General features: G+C 70.0%; 12 protein-coding genes. All 12 read right to left on the bottom strand.

All coding sequences use genetic code 11. The annotated features are described in order from the left end of the window. Positions 1–6: 6 nt before the first annotated feature. The 12 genes from EP757_RS32940 to EP757_RS32885 all read right to left on the bottom strand — a co-directional run bounded on the left by EP757_RS32940 (position 7) and on the right by EP757_RS32885 (position 16,082). Complete coding sequence (locus EP757_RS32940) at positions 7–681, bottom strand: VWA domain-containing protein (RefSeq protein ID WP_127552305.1); 675 nt, start codon at positions 679–681, stop codon at positions 7–9. Positions 682–716: 35 nt separating this feature from the next. Further along, the gene (locus EP757_RS32935; RefSeq protein ID WP_127552304.1) at positions 717–2,672 is read right to left on the bottom strand and encodes a VWA domain-containing protein; all 1,956 of its coding nucleotides are present in this window, start codon (positions 2,670–2,672) and stop codon (positions 717–719) included. Further along, positions 2,669–5,152: a hypothetical protein gene (locus EP757_RS32930; protein ID WP_127552303.1), complete on the bottom strand. Its 2,484-nt coding sequence runs from the start codon at positions 5,150–5,152 to the stop codon at positions 2,669–2,671. Before EP757_RS32930 ends, EP757_RS32935 begins: the two co-directional genes overlap by 4 nt. Positions 5,153–5,168: 16 nt before the next feature. Continuing rightward, a complete protein-coding gene (locus EP757_RS32925) occupies positions 5,169–6,398 on the bottom strand; it encodes a hypothetical protein (RefSeq protein ID WP_127552302.1) in 1,230 nt (409 codons plus the stop codon). Beyond that, entirely contained in the window at positions 6,395–8,248 is a 1,854-nt protein-coding gene (locus EP757_RS32920; RefSeq protein WP_127552301.1) for a hypothetical protein, read from the bottom strand. Before EP757_RS32920 ends, EP757_RS32925 begins: the two co-directional genes overlap by 4 nt. A 324-nt stretch (positions 8,249–8,572) precedes the next feature. Next, complete coding sequence (locus EP757_RS32915) at positions 8,573–9,277, bottom strand: Crp/Fnr family transcriptional regulator (RefSeq protein ID WP_127552300.1); 705 nt, start codon at positions 9,275–9,277, stop codon at positions 8,573–8,575. Continuing rightward, a complete protein-coding gene (locus EP757_RS32910; protein WP_127552299.1) occupies positions 9,264–11,273 on the bottom strand; it encodes a hypothetical protein in 2,010 nt (669 codons plus the stop codon). Before EP757_RS32910 ends, EP757_RS32915 begins: the two co-directional genes overlap by 14 nt. Further along, positions 11,270–13,528: a hypothetical protein gene (locus tag EP757_RS32905; RefSeq protein ID WP_127552298.1), complete on the bottom strand. Its 2,259-nt coding sequence runs from the start codon at positions 13,526–13,528 to the stop codon at positions 11,270–11,272. The genes EP757_RS32910 and EP757_RS32905 overlap by 4 nt, the downstream gene beginning before the upstream one ends. Next, the gene (locus EP757_RS32900; RefSeq protein WP_127552297.1) at positions 13,525–14,232 is read right to left on the bottom strand and encodes a hypothetical protein; all 708 of its coding nucleotides are present in this window, start codon (positions 14,230–14,232) and stop codon (positions 13,525–13,527) included. Before EP757_RS32900 ends, EP757_RS32905 begins: the two co-directional genes overlap by 4 nt. Positions 14,233–14,449: 217 nt before the next feature. Then, a complete protein-coding gene (locus EP757_RS32895; RefSeq protein WP_127552296.1) occupies positions 14,450–14,803 on the bottom strand; it encodes a hypothetical protein in 354 nt (117 codons plus the stop codon). 69 nt (positions 14,804–14,872) lie between these two features. Then, complete coding sequence (locus EP757_RS32890; RefSeq protein ID WP_127552295.1) at positions 14,873–15,163, bottom strand: hypothetical protein; 291 nt, start codon at positions 15,161–15,163, stop codon at positions 14,873–14,875. A gap of 4 nt (positions 15,164–15,167) precedes the next feature. Beyond that, positions 15,168–16,082, bottom strand: a complete 915-nt coding sequence (locus EP757_RS32885; RefSeq protein ID WP_127552294.1) for a cyclase family protein — start codon at positions 16,080–16,082, stop codon at positions 15,168–15,170. Between the last annotated feature and the right edge of the window lie 24 nt (positions 16,083–16,106).

Genomic DNA, 16,106 nt, shown 5'->3' with positions numbered 1-16,106 from the left:
GCCGGATCACACCGGATCCGCGCTGATGGTGGTGAAGCCGGGAACACTGTCCGGCATGACCAGGGTGGCCCCGCCGGACTGGTCCGACGCGGACTGCGTGCCCGAGTTCACGATCGAGCGGATCAGCGATTTGGCGAACTCCTGCAGCGCGTCGGCGGGTCCCAGCGTGCCGTCCGCCATGAAGGCCTTCGTGGTCGCCACCTGCTGAATGGTTTGCTGATCGGCCTGCCCGAAACCGAACGCGAGGATGTTCGGGTGCGGCCGCCAGCCAGGGTCGGTGAGTGACTGGTAGGACTGCTGCCAGGCGTTGTTGTTGGGGAATCCGTCGGAGAGGAAGAAGACAGCCGGCCGGTACACCTGGTGTCCCTGGGCCTTCAGGTTGTTCACGTCGTCGTTGATCGTCTGTCGGAGCAGGTCGAACGCCTTCGCGTAATCGGTGCCGCCGGAGGCCTTCAGCGCCGGGATCGACGTCACGCTGCTGAGGTCGGACAGCGGCAGCAGGATCTCGGCCTTGCTCGAGAAACCGAGCAGGCAGAAGCGGGTCTTGTCGGTGACCACCGGGTTGCTGCCGATCTCCTGGTGCAGCTTGGGCAGCGCGTCGTTGATCGCCTGAACCGGCGCGCCCGACATGGATCCGGACTCGTCGCAGACCAGATAGAACGGCAATATCTGCTGGCTCATGGTGCAGGGGCTCCTTCGTGGTTCCGGGTGTCGCGTTACTCGATGCGGGCGATGTCCGTGTCGATGACCGGCAGCTCATCGTCGCCGTCAGGGTCGACGGCGGACGGCGGCGGCGTGGCCGAGACGGGATGGCCGGGCTGCTGTCGCGCGGTCGGCACAACGGGTGACACGGGCGGGGCCTGCGGAGACGACGAGGGTGGCTGCCCCATCGATCCCGCCGGTGACGGAGGCGCCCAGTTCTGAGCCGGCGGGCCCTGTGTCGGCGGGCCCTGTGTAGGCCGGGACTGTGACGGCCGGGACTGTGACGGCCGGGACTGTGCCGACGGGGACTGGGGCGGCGGGGACTGGGCGGGCGGGGTGGGGGAGGGGCCGTTCGGAGCGGGCTTCGCCGGGCCGGGTTGAGGAGAGCTCAGCCACTGGGTGGTCGCGCCCGAGGGCGGCGCGGACGGCCTTCGCAGCGCCGAGTGCTGCGGCCGCTGCGGACCGGCCGGGTGAGCCGGCTGTGATCCGTCGAGCCACTCGAACTGGACACTGCGGTGTGTCCGGCGGCCATCGGGGCTGAGGATCATCGTCGCGCCGTCCACATCGACTCGCAGCCGTTTCGCGCGGCCTTGACGCACGACCCGGGTCCGGATGGCGTGATTCTCACCGGTCTCACTCCGGCTCAGGGTGGCCCGCCGGCCCCGCCCGCTCAGGCTGATCCGGCTCCGGGCGCCGCCCGGTGCGGTCACCGCCAGCACGCCGTACAGCGAAGGGCGCAGGTAGAGCCCGCGGAGAACCAGCGCTAGGAGCAGCGCCGCCAACGCCAGCGTGAGGTAGTACAGCCAGGGGCGGCCGAGGTTGGCGGACCCGTGACCGGTGACGTCCACACCGCCGAGCCCCGGCTGGAAGCCGATCCCGAGTTCGTCGGCGAGGGTGGCGGTCCACGGTGACGAGGCGGTGCCGGACAGCCGCAGCGGCGCGTCCACGTCCACCGTGTCGCTGTAGCCGAGGCTGTGTGGCCCGGCGTCCCAGGTGATCACGGCCGGCACCGTGGCCGTACCTCCGGGCGGTACCGAGATCGCGGTGCTGCCCAGCCGTACCCGGATGGCCGGGTTTTCGCTGGCGACCTCCATGTCCACCAGGTCCTGCGGGATCACCGAGGTGGTCGACCGCACGGTCAGGGTGACCTCGTTGTCGCCGGGTGAGAGCCGGGTGACCTCGGCCGGCCACGTGACCGCGATGCCCTTGCCCTGCTCGCCGGCGAGCGCGGAGCGCACCTTCGCCTTACGCGACTCGTCCTTCGGCGTCTGGAGGAGTCTGGTGACCTCGCCGATCGACGAGGCGTTCAGTCTGGTCGGCCGGTCGAAGACCGAACCCAGCAGTGATGCGCCGGTCGCGCCGGATAGCGGCAGGGCATAGGCCCGGAGGCTCTGCTTGTCCATCCGCTCGACCTGCTTCCGCAGCTGCTGCCAGCCGTAGCCCTCGGTGAGCGGGTACGGGCTGCCGGACGGCGGTTCGTGCCGGCCGTCGGTGACCAGCACGACGCTGGCGAGCGCGGGCGCGCCCGGGCGGGCGAGCGCCTCGGTGGCCTTCTCCAGGGCGGCGCCGATGTCGGTCGCCTTGCCGTTCGCGCTCGCCGGCAGCTTGCCGACGAGTGTGTCCGGTGCCCGCCCGACCTGCCCTTGATAAACCACGCGGGCGCCGTCGTCGAAGGTGATGAGCGTGACCTGATCGGCCGGCGACAGCGCCGCGAAGAACGCCCGCAGGCTGGTCCTGAGGCCGTTGTACCGGTCGCCGGAACGCATCGAGGACGAGGTGTCGGCCATGATGACGTAGTCGGCGGGGATCTCGTCGACACCGGCGGCCTTCTCGATCTGGTCCAGCGTGGCCGGATCGGCTGCTGCCGGCGCCGGTGGAACGCCGAGCAGCCAGATCAGCGCGATCGCGGTCGCGGCGGCGAGCGATGTCCTTCCACGGCGCCGGGCCATTTGCAGCTGGTCGGCCATCATCGGCTCCCATCGGAATTCTTCGGCGAGGCCGGCTCGCCGGAACGGCGTGGGTCACGCTTCGGGGGTTTGTGGCTCTTGACGGTCTTCTGCAGGAAGTCGGCATGCCGGCGGAACGCCTCCGCCCGGTGGGTGAGCCATTCGCTGAGCCTGCGAGCGCGCGCTACACCGCATCTGCCCTCGAGGAGGTGCGCGAGCCCGGGCCGGAGCACGGGATCCTCGCGCTCACCGTTGGGCCGGCCCGCCGCCGTCCAGACGTCTTCGAGGATCCGGAACGCGACGGCCGGATTGTCGAGGCTCTTCCAGTCGCCGAGACCGTCCAGGATGGCGATGATGCTCATCCCGGACTGGAATGCCTGGACGCACATCGGGATGACCTGCTCCGGAGGCCATTCCCGGGCTGCCGCGTCGCCGAGTCTCCGGCGGGCGAGGACGACGCCGAGGTCCGGGACGATCTGCACGAGGTGATGGACGACGGGATCCGGTTGCTCGTAGAGCGCCTCCGGTTCGTTGACCGCGCGGCTGGCGAGCCAGCGGTAGACCTCCTCTGCCGGGAGCTCCGCTGTCTCGCGTACCAGCGTCGCCAGCGCCAGCAGGAAGTTCACTCCCGAAGGGGTCAGCCGTCCCGGCACGAGCAACTGGGCGAGCAGCAGACCGAGTTCCCGGACCGGTTCCGGGGTGAGCTTCGCGAATCGGCTCCGCAGACCGGCCAGGTAGCCCTCAGTGGTCGGGGCGTCCATCGCCGCCTGCTCGCGTACCGGTTGCCGCCCGGCGGTGACCAGTAACAGGTCCAGTCCGGCCTGGCTGGACGGTGGGGCGAGGCCGATGCGGGCGGCCACGTCGGTGAAAAGGCGCGCCTGATTCGGATCGTGATGGCGGAGCTGGACGAAGAGCGCCTGCCAGGCCGTATAGCACTCGAGGAACGTGCCGGGACCGCTGGTGCCGGCGGCCAGCGCGAGCAATGCGGGAAGGGCCAGGGTCTTGCGCAGGATCGAGTCGTTGAGCTGTGCCGGGGTCAACTCCGAACGGCCGGATCGCATCGCTTCGAAGGGCTCGGCCCACAGCGGCAGGCGGCCGGCCGCCTCGTCCCGGTTGAAGACCAGTTCAGCCCACTCGCCGAGCCGGTCGTGGCGACCGTCGATGAATGTCGCCGTCAGGATCCGGAAGATGATCGTCGGACGGCCGAGCAGCACCGGCCCGAGTTCCGGGAAGCCGGGAACCGGGTGGCGTGCCATCAGGAACGCCAGCTGTTCCTCCTCGGTCCTGCTGGCCTGCTGCACGAGGGCGACCACGAACGGCGCTTCGCCACCGGCGGACCTCGCCGCGTTCCACAGCGCCAGCGCCCGCGAGTCGGTCGCCGTGAGGGTGCCCTCCACCGCCATCGACGGCACCGAGGGTGTGGTCCAATGCCTGCTCAGGACCGCCAGATCAGGGATGTCGGCCTTGTCGATCACCTCCTGGACCAGGCGGTCGACGATGTGGGGTTCCTCCACGCCGAGATTGACATCGGCGCGGCGCAGCAGCCGGACGACGTCGTCGACGGTCTTCACACCGCGGCAGAGGTCCTGATAGACGGTGTAGACGAGGTTGAGGTCGCTGAGCGCCTCCAGTACCTGCTCGGGCCGGTGCACGGAGTATTCCCGGCGGTCCTCCCACAGCCGCCTGACCAGATGTTCCACGGCCTGGAGGCCACCGTGATCGATGTAGCGCATGATGCGATCGAAGTAGTGCTGCCCGGTGCCGGCCCGCAGCACCGGTTCCTGGCCACGACCGATGCCGATCTGTCCCGCGATCGTCCTGCTGCTGAACATGAGCCGGAATCGGTGCGGCGTGTCGTTCGGCGTCCATGTCGCGACCGCGATGCTGTCCCGGATCCCGTATGGCAGGAGGGCGAGCGCCGCATCGAGGCATCGCAACCGGGCATGCAGGTCGCTGACGGAGGGGTCGGGCAGGACGACGACATCGCCGTCGAGCAGCATCGCGGCCATCCCGGCTAGCGTGCGTGGCCCGAACTCGATCACGAACGACGCGAGCTCCGCCGGATCGGGCGGTTCGACGGCGAAGAAGAGTTCGGTGCCGTTACCCGGCGTCATCGCGGCGTACGATTCGAACAGGCTGAGGTAGCCGGCGCCGAGCCTCGACATGTCGCCGCTGTCGACATCGAAGTAGCGGGTCTGAATAGCCCGCCGCCCGGTCGCATCCCGGATCTCCTCAGCCGGCCACTCGACGACGACCAGCGCGATCCGCCGCCCGGAGTCGGTGTCGACCGGAGCGATGAACGCCCAGGGCAGTGCGCTCGGCTGGCCGGCCGCGGCACTGCTCGGATTGCTGCGCACCAGCTCACCGACGATCTGGGCGTACTCCTGGCGACGGGGTTGCTTGCCCCCGGTGTCGTCGGCGAGCACGGTGTAGTCGTCGGACTGCCCCTGGCGCTTCCCGATCCTCGCCCAGCGCACCCGGCTCGTCGGCCCAGCGACGATCATCCTGTCACCCACGGGATCACCGGCCCCCGAGACGGATGGTGCGCTCGATGGCGATCAGCGGTTCCAGCACGTTCACCGGGCGGATCCGGCCGCGAAGCCGCCATTCACCGTCGACCCGCTCGAAGTTCTGGAAGTCGTCGATGCTGAACTGGCCGCTCGGATCGGTCCAGAAACCCACCGAGGACGTACCGAAGTAGTGGACGTGCCCGTCGAGCAACTCGCTGCGCAACAGGTGCTTGAACTGCTCGGTGCTGGAGTCGACGGCTTGTCTGTCGATCTGGTCGCAGATCCAGTCGAAGTACTCCTCGGCGAGGTCGCCCGGAACTCGGGGGATGCCGTTCTCGTCGATGTCGATGAGACGGGCGTGGAAGGCGGGAAGGAAGACCGCCGGGTTGTCGAACTTGGTCACGCAGACCGCGACGTGGTGCGGCAACCGGCCGTCGACCAGGCGATTCTGATGCCAGAGCCGCATCTTCAGGGTCTGGATGAGCTTGTTGAAGTAGAGCCAGTTCGAGTTCTCGGCTTGAGCCCGGCCGATCTCGAGCATCGGATCGAAGAGGAACATCAGCGCCTGCGCGTTCGCCAGTCGATCGAGGCTCTTCTCGGACATCTGGAACACGGCGCTCGAGTCCAGCAGGAAGACCGCGCCGGGCTGGTCCTCGACATCGATCGAGAAACTCACCGGCGTGGGCACCTGGCTGCGCCGCAGGAGGCCGCGCCGGCCCGGTTCCGGGGGCAGCGTGCCGTCGATGCGCCAGTGCAATGGCGTGCCGGCGCTCGTCGGCACGGGGAACGTGCGCTTGACGATGAGATCCTGCTCGCGGTCGACCATGAAATTCAGCGACGCCTCATCGGCCGCCGTCATCGTCCAGCGCTCGCCGGGACGCTGATTCGCGTCACCGACGGCGATGTGCAGCGAGGCGAGGAACGTGGTCTTGCCGCCACCAGCCGCGCCGCACAACCCGAAGCGGATCGGATCCGGGCCGTTCGCCGGCTGCGCCGGGGGCGCCGTGGACGTAGCCGGGCCGGTCACGGATCCATGCGGCGTCGCGGTGGACGCCGGGCTCGCCGAAGCCGGTGGGGGAGAGGCGCGGCGCCGAAGTGGAACGGTCGGTGAGACCGCCGACGCGCCGTTGACCGGCGCCGGCTGCTGGGTCTGGGGCTGGGCCTGGGGCTGCTGGGTCTGGGGCGGCGCGACCTTCGGCACCGGGACGCTGGGGGGCTGGGCCTGTGGTGACTGGGTCACGCCGACCTCCGGATGTCGGTGTGCGGCGCGTCCAGCGGCACCGCGCGGTAGGGGAAGGGAGTTGCGGGCGTCACAAACGTCGCTCCGATCCGTTCGATCAGGTCGGTGACGGAGGCGCCGGCGAGATCGAGCCGGCCGTCGGCCCCCAGCGCCTCCCAGGCGGTCTCGGCGCGGGCGGCGAGCGGTTCGTCGACACTGTCGACGTTGCCCCAGTCCGGGGCGGACCAGACCGCGATCCGCCGTACGCCCATGGAATTCAGCTTCGCGATCTCGGCCTGCCAGTCCAGCGCGGTCGTGCACGGCCGTCCCTGGTCCGGCCCCTGCACCCGGGGGTATGGCGGCCGGCTGCCCAGGGTGACAAGCACGCGATCGGCGCCGGCTCGCCAGCTCTGCCGGCTCGCCTCGGTCAGCGCGTCCTCGATCGCGGCGGCGAAGTCGTAGTGGTTCGGCCTCAGCGTGGTCTTCGCGGCCTCGGCACGGACGGTATGTGGTCCGGTCAGCCCGGTGACCCGCAAGGGATGCTCGTCGGCGCCGGTTCCGTGGTGCTGGCCGTAGGCGAGGAGCCCGGCCCGGATCCACTGGCCGCTGCCGCCCTCGTTGTCGAGAGCGGCGATGGTGTCGCGCAGCAGACCGAGCCGCTCGTCGGCGTCGGGCCCGGTCACGATCTCGACGGCGAACATCACGTCGATGCGACGCTCGGCCAGCCGACGGGGAACGCTCCGGAGGAGAGTGGACAGCGTCCGCCGGCTCGGGCGTGCCGGCAGGCCGCCGTAGACGAGCAGGCCCTGATCGTCGAACGAGATCTCCAGGCGGCCGGCGTGCCCGCGATCCAGATCGACGTCGGCGATGTCGACGGTCTGCCACTCCGCGGCCGGTGCGCCGGGCTCCTTGACGACCGTGGCCAGCGTCAGGCGGCCGATCGCGCCGACCGGCGCGTAGATGTCGACGTGCTTGCGCTTGTTACTGCGCTCGCCCTCGGCGAAGAGCGTGTCGAGCACCAGGTGCACCCGGCCGCTCGGGCCCTTGTCACCGTGCGGATCGAGCAGGATGAGCTTGTGCGCCCGCCCGGTCGGGGCCTGCCGCACGATGGTCCCGATGAACGCGCGGGCATGCTCCGGGAGCGGGTGCGTCAGGAGGGTGGCTGCCCGGTAGTGCATGGCCATGAACTCGGCGATCTTGGCGTTGAGGGTCCATCCGGGCGTGCCGTTGACCACGACCACGGCGCTGCCGTGGTCGAGAGGAAGAGTGGGCATGGCTTGAGCGATCGACTCGAACACGGCCAGCGGGTCGAAGGGGACGGCACCTGCTCCCGGTAGAGCCTCCTCGGGCTCGCCGATGCCTCCGGCCAGCGCGAAGTGGCGTTTGGTGGCGTCACTCGGAAGGTCGTGGGCGAGGTCGAGCCAGTGCCACACCAGATCCAGTTCGTCGGTGCGGGCGATGCCGTAGGCGTTGGCTTGAGCGGTCAGGACCTCCACACCGTCGGGGCGCAGGCAGAGGAAGCCGATCGAGTGCAGCTCGCCCTCGACCAGGCTGGACAGCAGGGTGGCCACGACCTCGAGGCTGTCGGGGTCGTCGACGCCGTGGTCGACGGCCAGTTGCCCGCCGGCGTCGATGATCTGCGCGTGCGTGGGCCGGCCACCGCGGACCTCGTCGCTCAGCTTGTCCGCGAGTGACTCGTCGCCGGCCGCCGCCAGGTGCACTGCCCGCAGGTCCCAGTCGCGCTGGGCGGCCGTGTGGTCAGCCGCCCGGTCCTGCGTGTGGCATTTGCAGACGGCGCATGCGGAGCCTCCGGAGGCGATCGGCCAGCGGCAGACCGCGCAGCGGTTCGGGGGCGGGTCAGCGAGCGGCACCGGTCACCCCACGGCGGCCGGCCGCGACGGTTCCGAATCGGGACGCGGCTTGACCGTCCGGCAAGGAAAGCATGCGTTTTCTCCGGTCAGGAAATTGGGATGCGGCGAGCATATGGCAGGTCGCTCATGTCGTGCGGCCATGCTTTTCGCGACAGTTCGGCCCCACCGACTGTCCACATAGCCGATGGGTTCCGTCTAGTCGGGGGCGGAGCTGAAAGGACGGTACGGGGGCACGGGTCATCCCATTCAGCGCCAAGGACCGATGTTGACACGGCGCCACCCGACCCAATACGCCATCTGGCGCATTCGAACGTCTCGGTTTTATCAGAGTCGATCTACATTGGTGATCACGATGGACCGCCGGCCGGTCAGGACGATCTCATTCTTCCGCCACGTCTCCATCACTCGCGAAACAGTGCGACGAGAGACCGAGAGCAGTCCGGCCAGGTCGTCCTGCGACAACGGCAGGTCGATCACGATACGGCCGTTGCCGTCGGGATACCCGTGCCGCTCCGCGAGATCCAGCAGTACCGTCGCGAGTCGCGTGGCCACGGGCCGGGTGGCTGTCGTGCGGTACCAGTCGGCCTCCCGGAGGCGGGCCGAAATGCAACGTTGTAGCACGTCAGATGCATCCGGATGAGCGCGCATGTAGGTGCGGAAGTCGGACGACCGCAGAACCAACGCGCGGACGTCGCCGATCGCCTGTACCGCCGCCGAGCGGGCGACCCCGTCGATACTCGACATCTCGCCGATCACGTCGCCGGGGCCGCGGAGCGCCAGAATCGCCTGGTACCCGGTGGTGTCCCGGGCGATGACCTTCACGCATCCGTGCAGGAGGACGAGAACGATCCGCGGCTCGTCCTCCTGCTTAATGATCATTGTTTCGGCGGCAAAGGCGCGAAGCGTCGCCAGCTTCTTCAAGTTGTCCTGGTCGTTCGCGGACAGCGCGGCCCAGAATCCCGCTTTCGGGTATCCCGCCTCACCCTTTCCTGCGATGCCACCTTGCGAATCCGGCTCATATTTCGTCATTGGCGACCTGAAAACCGTCGGGGCGTTTGATAGACAATGATGAATCCCCGCGGATCAGAGCCATTCCCGTGGATATGAGGCTGTTGCCAACGGATTGCCAGAACGCATCGACAGCAACTGCCGGATCGATGCCGGGGGCGGCGAGGAACCCGAATTCCGGCCTGGTGGCGACGGCTCGCAGGGTCGGTGCGTCGACGTCCGCGACCCCGCAGGCCACGACGTTCGGCGCGGCCGGCAGCGTGGCACGATCGGCGAGCCGGTTTCGCGCCGCAAGCCATGTCTCGGCACTCGGTGGCCGCGCGGTGCACAGCATGAAGACGATCGGCCGGTTCACCCGGTGGCCGGCCTGTTTGAGCGCGGCGACGTCGTCGGGGATTCGCTGGATCAGCTCGGTGAAGACAGCGGCGAAGTCGACCGCGCCGGTGAAGGCCAGGCGCGGCGGCGCCGCGGCGAGCGCTGGGCCGAGCGGCACCAGTGTCCGCACGGCGCCGGCGAAACCCAGGACGGCGAGCTGCAGGCCGGCCGTGACCGCCGATTGCCGGGCCAGCCCGTGGAGCAGGCCGGTGAGACCGGTTTCGATGGCGTTACCCCACCGTCCGGCGCTCGCCGACTCGTCGACGGCCAGATAGATCGGCTGGACGCCGGTGCCGGCGACAGCGCCAGGGGCAGAGACCGGCGGCGCGGCGGGTGCGGCGGGCTGCGTGGTCGCCGGAGCGGAGGGCCGGGTGGTCTCGGGTGCGGTTCGGTGCGTGGTCGCGGGCGTACCGGCCGGCGGTTGCGGCAGCTTGAGCTGGGTGGAGGGCACGTCCACCGGTGGGCGTGCGGCCGGCCGGCGTGCCGGAGCAGGGGGTTGGGCCGGCGCACGGGGCGCCGGCGCCGGTGGGGCGGGTGCCGCCGGCGCCGTCCACGCCGCCGGCGCGGGTGGTGTCACCGGGCCCAGCGCTATCGCTCCGCGGTCACTGCTCGGCGGCGGAGCCGTGCCAGGGGTTGCCGGTGACGGCAGCGCCGGCCCGGTGAATGCCGCCGGAAGTGCGAAGCTGCTCGCGCCCGATGCCGGAGCGGCCTGTTGCGTGGGCGTTCCGACCTCACTCTCCGCGATCAGGGCCTCCGTCACGGCGGTCGCCTGCGGGCCGCGGAGCAGACCGTTGGTGAGCAGGAACTCGTAGCGCTTCAGCTTGTTCTGCTGCTGGACCTCGGCGCGCTCGTGCCGGGCCTGTTCCTTCGCGTTGAGCAAGTTCAGAGCCTCGGCGGCGTTGCCCGGGTTCTGCGCGACGTACATCTCCAGAAGTCGCTGCTCGTCGATGTTCAGCGACGCGATGGCCTCTACCCTGCGCCGCAGGTCGTCCGTCTCCGCCCGGGTGTGGATGGTCCGCACGTCCGCGGTGTGCCGCGCGTCGTCGATCTCGCTGCGCTGCTGATGCTTCTTGATCTCGCCGCCCTGGACGACCGAGCGCATTCGCGCCGCATGGTGTGCGGCGCCGGCGTCGAGGGAGAGCTTGGTGAAGCAGCGGTAGACCTCGATACCCTCGATCAGCTGCACGGGACGGCTGAATCGGCCGTTGACCGCGTTCTCGGCGTCCAGCACCCGCAGGATCTCGTACCCGTAGCAGATCTGCCGGATCAGCTCGAGGACGCGGGTGCGCACCACCCGGTAGCCGTCGGTGACCTTCCGCTGGACCACCGTCTCGGGGTGCACTACCCGGAAGCCGACCTCGACGTTGGCGATGAAGGAGAACGCCGGCTCGGAGGACGGCAGCTCGTTGCCCTGGAGGACGAGCTCGATCTCGTGATCGGTCACGTCCACGTCGAAGCGGTAGCGGTACGGCGTCCACAGCGATTCGGTGACGCTCAGCTGCCGTCCGCCGTCGATACGGTGGTACTGCCCATCGTCGGTGACGTAGACGATCGCCACGCCCGGCGGCCGGTCGCGTTTCGACAGAGCGCTGCGCGGGACCGGCTGCGGGTCACCGAAGAGTGGAATCCCCTGCTGGGTCACTGTCGTGCTCCCTGTTCGGTGAGGGCTTCGCGCACGGCGCGGGCGGCGTTCGGTGTGGGGGTGGGCACGTCTCGTCCGGTCCAGTCGCCGACGCCGAGGAGGAGGTGCGCGCGCAGCCGCCGGTCGTCCTGGCAGACGCTGCGCAGCATGGCCGCGAGGGCCTCGCATCCGGCGGGGTCGGCGTCCACGTGGCGGGCCCATTGATAGAGGACGTCCTCCGCGGCATGCGGGAAGAACTGGCTGACTCCGAGGAGGTGACGCCAGAGCTCGGCGAACCCGAAGCCCAGCTTCGGCCTGCTGTGGGACAGCCACAGCAACGTCGGCCATTTCCCGGTGGTGCCCGGCGCGTGCTCGGTCAGGAGGCTGGTCGCCATGATGAGAAAGGCCAGGTGGCCGGTGGCCTCCCGGTCGGGTTCGCCGGCGAACTCGGCGGTGTCGGTCAGCCACTTCAGCACGGTGGCGAGCACCGGCTCGGTGAGCCGGTCCGGATCGTGCAGGAGCAGCTCGGCGAGGCTCTCCCCGATGGCGACGGCGACCCGGATGTCATCGGTGAGAGCCAGGCCGTGCAGCGCTCTCAGCGCGCTGTCCGGATCCTTCCGGCCGATGCTGTACCCGTACGCCTTGGCGGCCGTGGCCTGGGAGCGCGGGTCGGGTCCGTCGCTGTCGCTGAAGTCGCCGTCCTCGCCGATCGCGGGGGCCTCGGCCCAGCTCCGCACCATGTGCTGGACGGCCGGCCGCAGGTCGGGGTCGGCCATCGGGACGTGCAACGCGTGCGCGGCCGCCGCACGCCGCCGCCGTGATTTGTCCACCGCCCAGCGATCGAGTACGACACGGCTGACGTATTCGAACGACTCGGTCGCGACGATGCCGACCGCTGTCGCGGCCCAGATGCGGACCGTCTCGGCGGGATGGACGACCAGTTCACCGAGCCAGTCCAGGATGATCCGCTGTGCGGAGAACTCGGACCAGGCCCGGCGGATCACGCGGGTCGCGTACTGCTTGTCGCGGAACCGCACGGTCTGCGCACGGGTGACGCCGTGTTCGCCCTGCGCGGTCTCCTCCGCGACCGTCGCGCGCAGGAGGGCGAAGCGCTCGCGGCGGGATACGCGGAACGGGTCGGCCGGCTTCCGCAGCGAGAGGGCCGACGTGCCGTCGGCGACCAGCCCGGAGATACCCGGGTCGAGCCGGCGCCGCAGCGCGTGCATGGCCTCCATGACGAACTCGCTGGGCAGGCCGTTGAGGACGGCGAGTGCTATCGCGTGGATCCGGTTCTCCGGATCGAGCCGGTCGAACCAGATCGTGAACGCCTGATCGGCGCGCAGGTCGAGGAGGCGGCGCACCTCGTCGAAGTCCACGGCACCGGACCGGTCGTGCACCCGGAAGATGATCGTGCCCAGCTCGCCGATCTGCCGCAGCGGTGTGGTGGCGTCGAAGGACTCGGCGATGAGGGCGCTCAGCCGCTCGTCGGCCAGCAGCTCGGCTGCTTTGCCGGGCAGACGCCACTCCAGGTGCTTGGTGAGGGCGGCCGTGGGATCGGGCGGCGCGGGCAACTGCACGGTCAGATCGAGGAGATCCTCCTCGCTCAGCAGCGCGGTGTCCGAGATCGTGATGACGATGTGGCTGCCGTTGCTCTCCAGCAGCGGGCCCAGCGTGTTCAACGCGTGGGCGCTGATGCCGGAGGTGCTGGAGGGGTCGCAGATGATGTAGCCGGTGTCCTTGCCCACCTGCTGGAACTGTTCGAGATCCTGGTCGGGGCTGAGCATCATGATCCGGCTGACCTTGCGGTGCTGCAGCAGGCGTACGGCCGCCGCCGTCTTCCCGTGCCCCGGTTCCGCGCACAGGATCAGCGCGCGGCGATCGGCGTGCGCCGCCACGGCCGCCAGCAGGCTTTCCTCGCCGGCGTAGGCGAGCCGCGTCGCCTCACCGAAGTGCGACGGGAGCTCACCCGGCCGGACGGACGTGTTCGCAGTGCCGAAGATCAACTGCTGGGCGACGTAGTCGCCCTGCACGCTGGTGTTGCCGTGGGTGACACTGCCGGTCATCAGGTTCCGGTTTGCCGACTCGGTCAGCTTCTGCCGGTAGGAGACGTTGCCGGCCTCGTTCAGCGTCTTGCGGACGCCACCCAGGTTGGCGGCGAGCGACGGGTCGTCCGGCTGTGCGGCGGGTGGCGAAGGAGCGGGAGACGGGTCCGGGGAGACCGGTGGGGGCACAGTGGCGGGACGATGATCGGCGGGCGGTCCGCCGGGAGTGGTCATGGTGCCCCCGGAAAGGGCATCTGCACGGTCATCCCGGTGAAGTCACCACTGATGTGCTGATCGCCCATCACCTGGTTGCCGATGACGGAATTGCCGGGCGGATCGGCCGGACGTGGCCGGGCGCCCGAGCCACTTCCGACGTACGGAACGTGCACCCAGGCGCGGGCGTCGATCTCCTTCTCCTGAACCACCACCTCGCGATAGCGGGTGGCATCGAGCGAGGGATGGCCCTGTGCCACCACCTCGTGATATAGGTCGTCGCTGATGATGACGGCGACGTGGGCGTCCGGGTGGTCGCTCATCGCGGCGCGGAGGGCTGCCGCGCCGACCATCCGGGCGGCGGTGTTGATCGCACGGGAGATCCAGCCGTTCCCGTCGTTGCGGACGAAGCCGTGCTCGATCGCGACCCGTAGCCTCATCTGGTACGCGGGCGTGCGGGACGCGGCTCGATGCCGTACCAGCGACTCCAGGTCCCGCACGAACGCTCCGATGACCTCGACCGGTCCGGCGTCGGGCAACAGGATGAGCAGGCCGTCTCCGCGATCCTCGACGTGCCGCACTCCCGGGATTCCGGCCTTCGTCAGCGCCTCGCCGACGATCCGGTACATCGACTCGCGGAGATCGGCGGCCACCCCGTCGGAGCGTTCGCCGAACTTCTCGATGTCGAGGAAGACGATCAGGGAGCTGGTGGGTTGTTCTGCCATGAGCTCCTCACACAGTGGACCGGGCGACACCAAGAGGGTTTACCGCCACGGGGCACAGCTGTGTAGGACAGATGGCGCATGGGGGGCGGTTCAGGGCGCTGACCGAAGTATCACGGCGTGCCTGCGCACTCAACAGCCACCGATGGTTTGACGTCCTCGGAACAACCCGACGGGGTGACGGTCCGAAGAGTCCACTGATTCCGGCAATGTGCCGCCGCTAGTGATCGCCCGCCGAGAGCTGGAAGCTGTGCTCGCCCTCGTGGTGCTGCGGGAGCAGGCAGTCGTCGTTGTCCTCGTCGCTGACGGCGCAGACCGGGATGTCGGCGACCTCGCCGCCGGCGGTGTTCCAGCGCATCCACCACCAGCGGTCGCCGTGGGCGGCGGCCAGGACGAAGGCGGCGTGCCGGCCGGGGTGGCCGGCACGTAACTCGCAGCGGAGGCGGCGGATCGGGGAGCTGACCCGGTTCGGCTGGGCGAGCAGGGTGTCGAAGTCGCTGTCGGTGACCGCGCCGGTCACGTCGCATCGTGACATCAGGAGTGGTTCCTGCTGCCGGTGGCCGGTCACTGACATGGGCGATCGATTCTTGTCCTCGTTGGTCAACAACTGGCGCTTGAGGATATGACCGCCGTGCCACGGTGCTCAGCGGGGGGCCGACCTTCGTCCCCTCCCAACCGTGAACGGGCGGGACCTATTCCGTTCGGTGAGGTATCGCACGAGGGCGGCGACGCCGAGCAGCAGCCACAGCAGGTTGAGCACGGCGGACGGCCAGGCGGCGTGCGCCGCCCCGCTGGCGGCGAGGCCGGCCGACCCGAGGAGGTTCAGTGCCAGGTAGCGGCCGCCGCCGGCCTGCCGGGGGTCGCGGGTGACCAGGGCGTACCCGATGAGGAGAGCACCGGCGCCGGCCCAGCCGAGCAGGTCGGCGATGAGCACCGGGTCACGCCTCCACTGTCGCGAAGGCGCGGACCGGGAAGGTGCCGAATCCGGCGACGCGCGGTGGCACGGCGGTGAAGCGGGCGCCGTACGGCGGAAGCTGCCCCAGCCCGGTGAGGTGCTCCACGATCGGGATGCCGGCCGCCAGCAGCAGTGAGTGCGCCGGTCGCGCGCCGCCGGCCGCCGGTGAGGAGTCGTCGATGTTGACCGCGTCGATGCCGACGAGCAGCGCGCCCTGCTCGACCAGCCATCGCGCGCCGGCCTCGGTGAGGTACGGCGCGTCGTCGGCGTAGGCAGGGGTGCCCCAGGACGTGTCGCCGCCGGTGTGCAGCAGAACCGCCCGGCCGGTCACCTCGTAGGCGGCGAGCGCGCCGACGCCGACGCCGCGCACCCCGGCGCCCGCGGTCCGCACCACGACGGCGGGCAGGCCGGCGAGCCGGTCCAGCGGCAGGCCGGCGAGGTCATCGCCGTCCGGGTAGCGGTGGTACGGGCTGTCCAGGTAGGTGCCGGTGTTCCCGACCATGCTGATCCGGTCGATGGCGAACTCGACGCCGGGAGCGTAGGTCGCGCGCGAGGCCTCCCGGGTCAGGTGCGGCGTGATCTCCGGTCCGGGCAGGCCGGGGTACGTCGTCATCCCGGCGGTGATGACGTGGCTCAGATCCACCTGCCGCCGCGCGGAGGGCGGCGGAGCGGTGGAGCCCCGTGTGCCGCGATGAGCCTCCGGGACGATCTCGAGGTCGGTGAGCACGGCGGTCTCGGAGAGGAGCAGGCCGAGCGACCGCAGGAACAACGTGGTCACCTCCTCGGCGGTCACGTCGGGCCCGGGCACGTCGACGCGGAAACCCGAGGCGGTCAGCCCGCCGCCGTTGCTGAAGGTCACTGACGCGTCGAAGACCGCGCGGTACTGCTGTTCGCTCATGACGGCATCCTCGCGTCCCGCGGT

This window comes from Actinoplanes sp. OR16, assembly GCF_004001265.1.
GTDB lineage: Bacteria > Actinomycetota > Actinomycetes > Mycobacteriales > Micromonosporaceae > Actinoplanes.
This window is presented reverse-complemented; position numbering and strand designations above follow the sequence as displayed.

Coding starts and splice junctions, on each gene's coding strand:
- EP757_RS32930 (WP_127552303.1), bottom strand. CDS start 5,152: ATGATCGTCGCTGGGCCGACGAGCCGGGTGCGCTGGGCGAGGATCGGG.
- EP757_RS32905 (WP_127552298.1), bottom strand. CDS start 13,528: ATGACCACTCCCGGCGGACCGCCCGCCGATCATCGTCCCGCCACTGTG.
- EP757_RS32915 (WP_127552300.1), bottom strand. CDS start 9,277: ATGACGAAATATGAGCCGGATTCGCAAGGTGGCATCGCAGGAAAGGGT.
- EP757_RS32895 (WP_127552296.1), bottom strand. CDS start 14,803: ATGTCAGTGACCGGCCACCGGCAGCAGGAACCACTCCTGATGTCACGA.
- EP757_RS32935 (WP_127552304.1), bottom strand. CDS start 2,672: ATGATGGCCGACCAGCTGCAAATGGCCCGGCGCCGTGGAAGGACATCG.
- EP757_RS32900 (WP_127552297.1), bottom strand. CDS start 14,232: ATGGCAGAACAACCCACCAGCTCCCTGATCGTCTTCCTCGACATCGAG.
- EP757_RS32940 (WP_127552305.1), bottom strand. CDS start 681: ATGAGCCAGCAGATATTGCCGTTCTATCTGGTCTGCGACGAGTCCGGA.
- EP757_RS32885 (WP_127552294.1), bottom strand. CDS start 16,082: ATGAGCGAACAGCAGTACCGCGCGGTCTTCGACGCGTCAGTGACCTTC.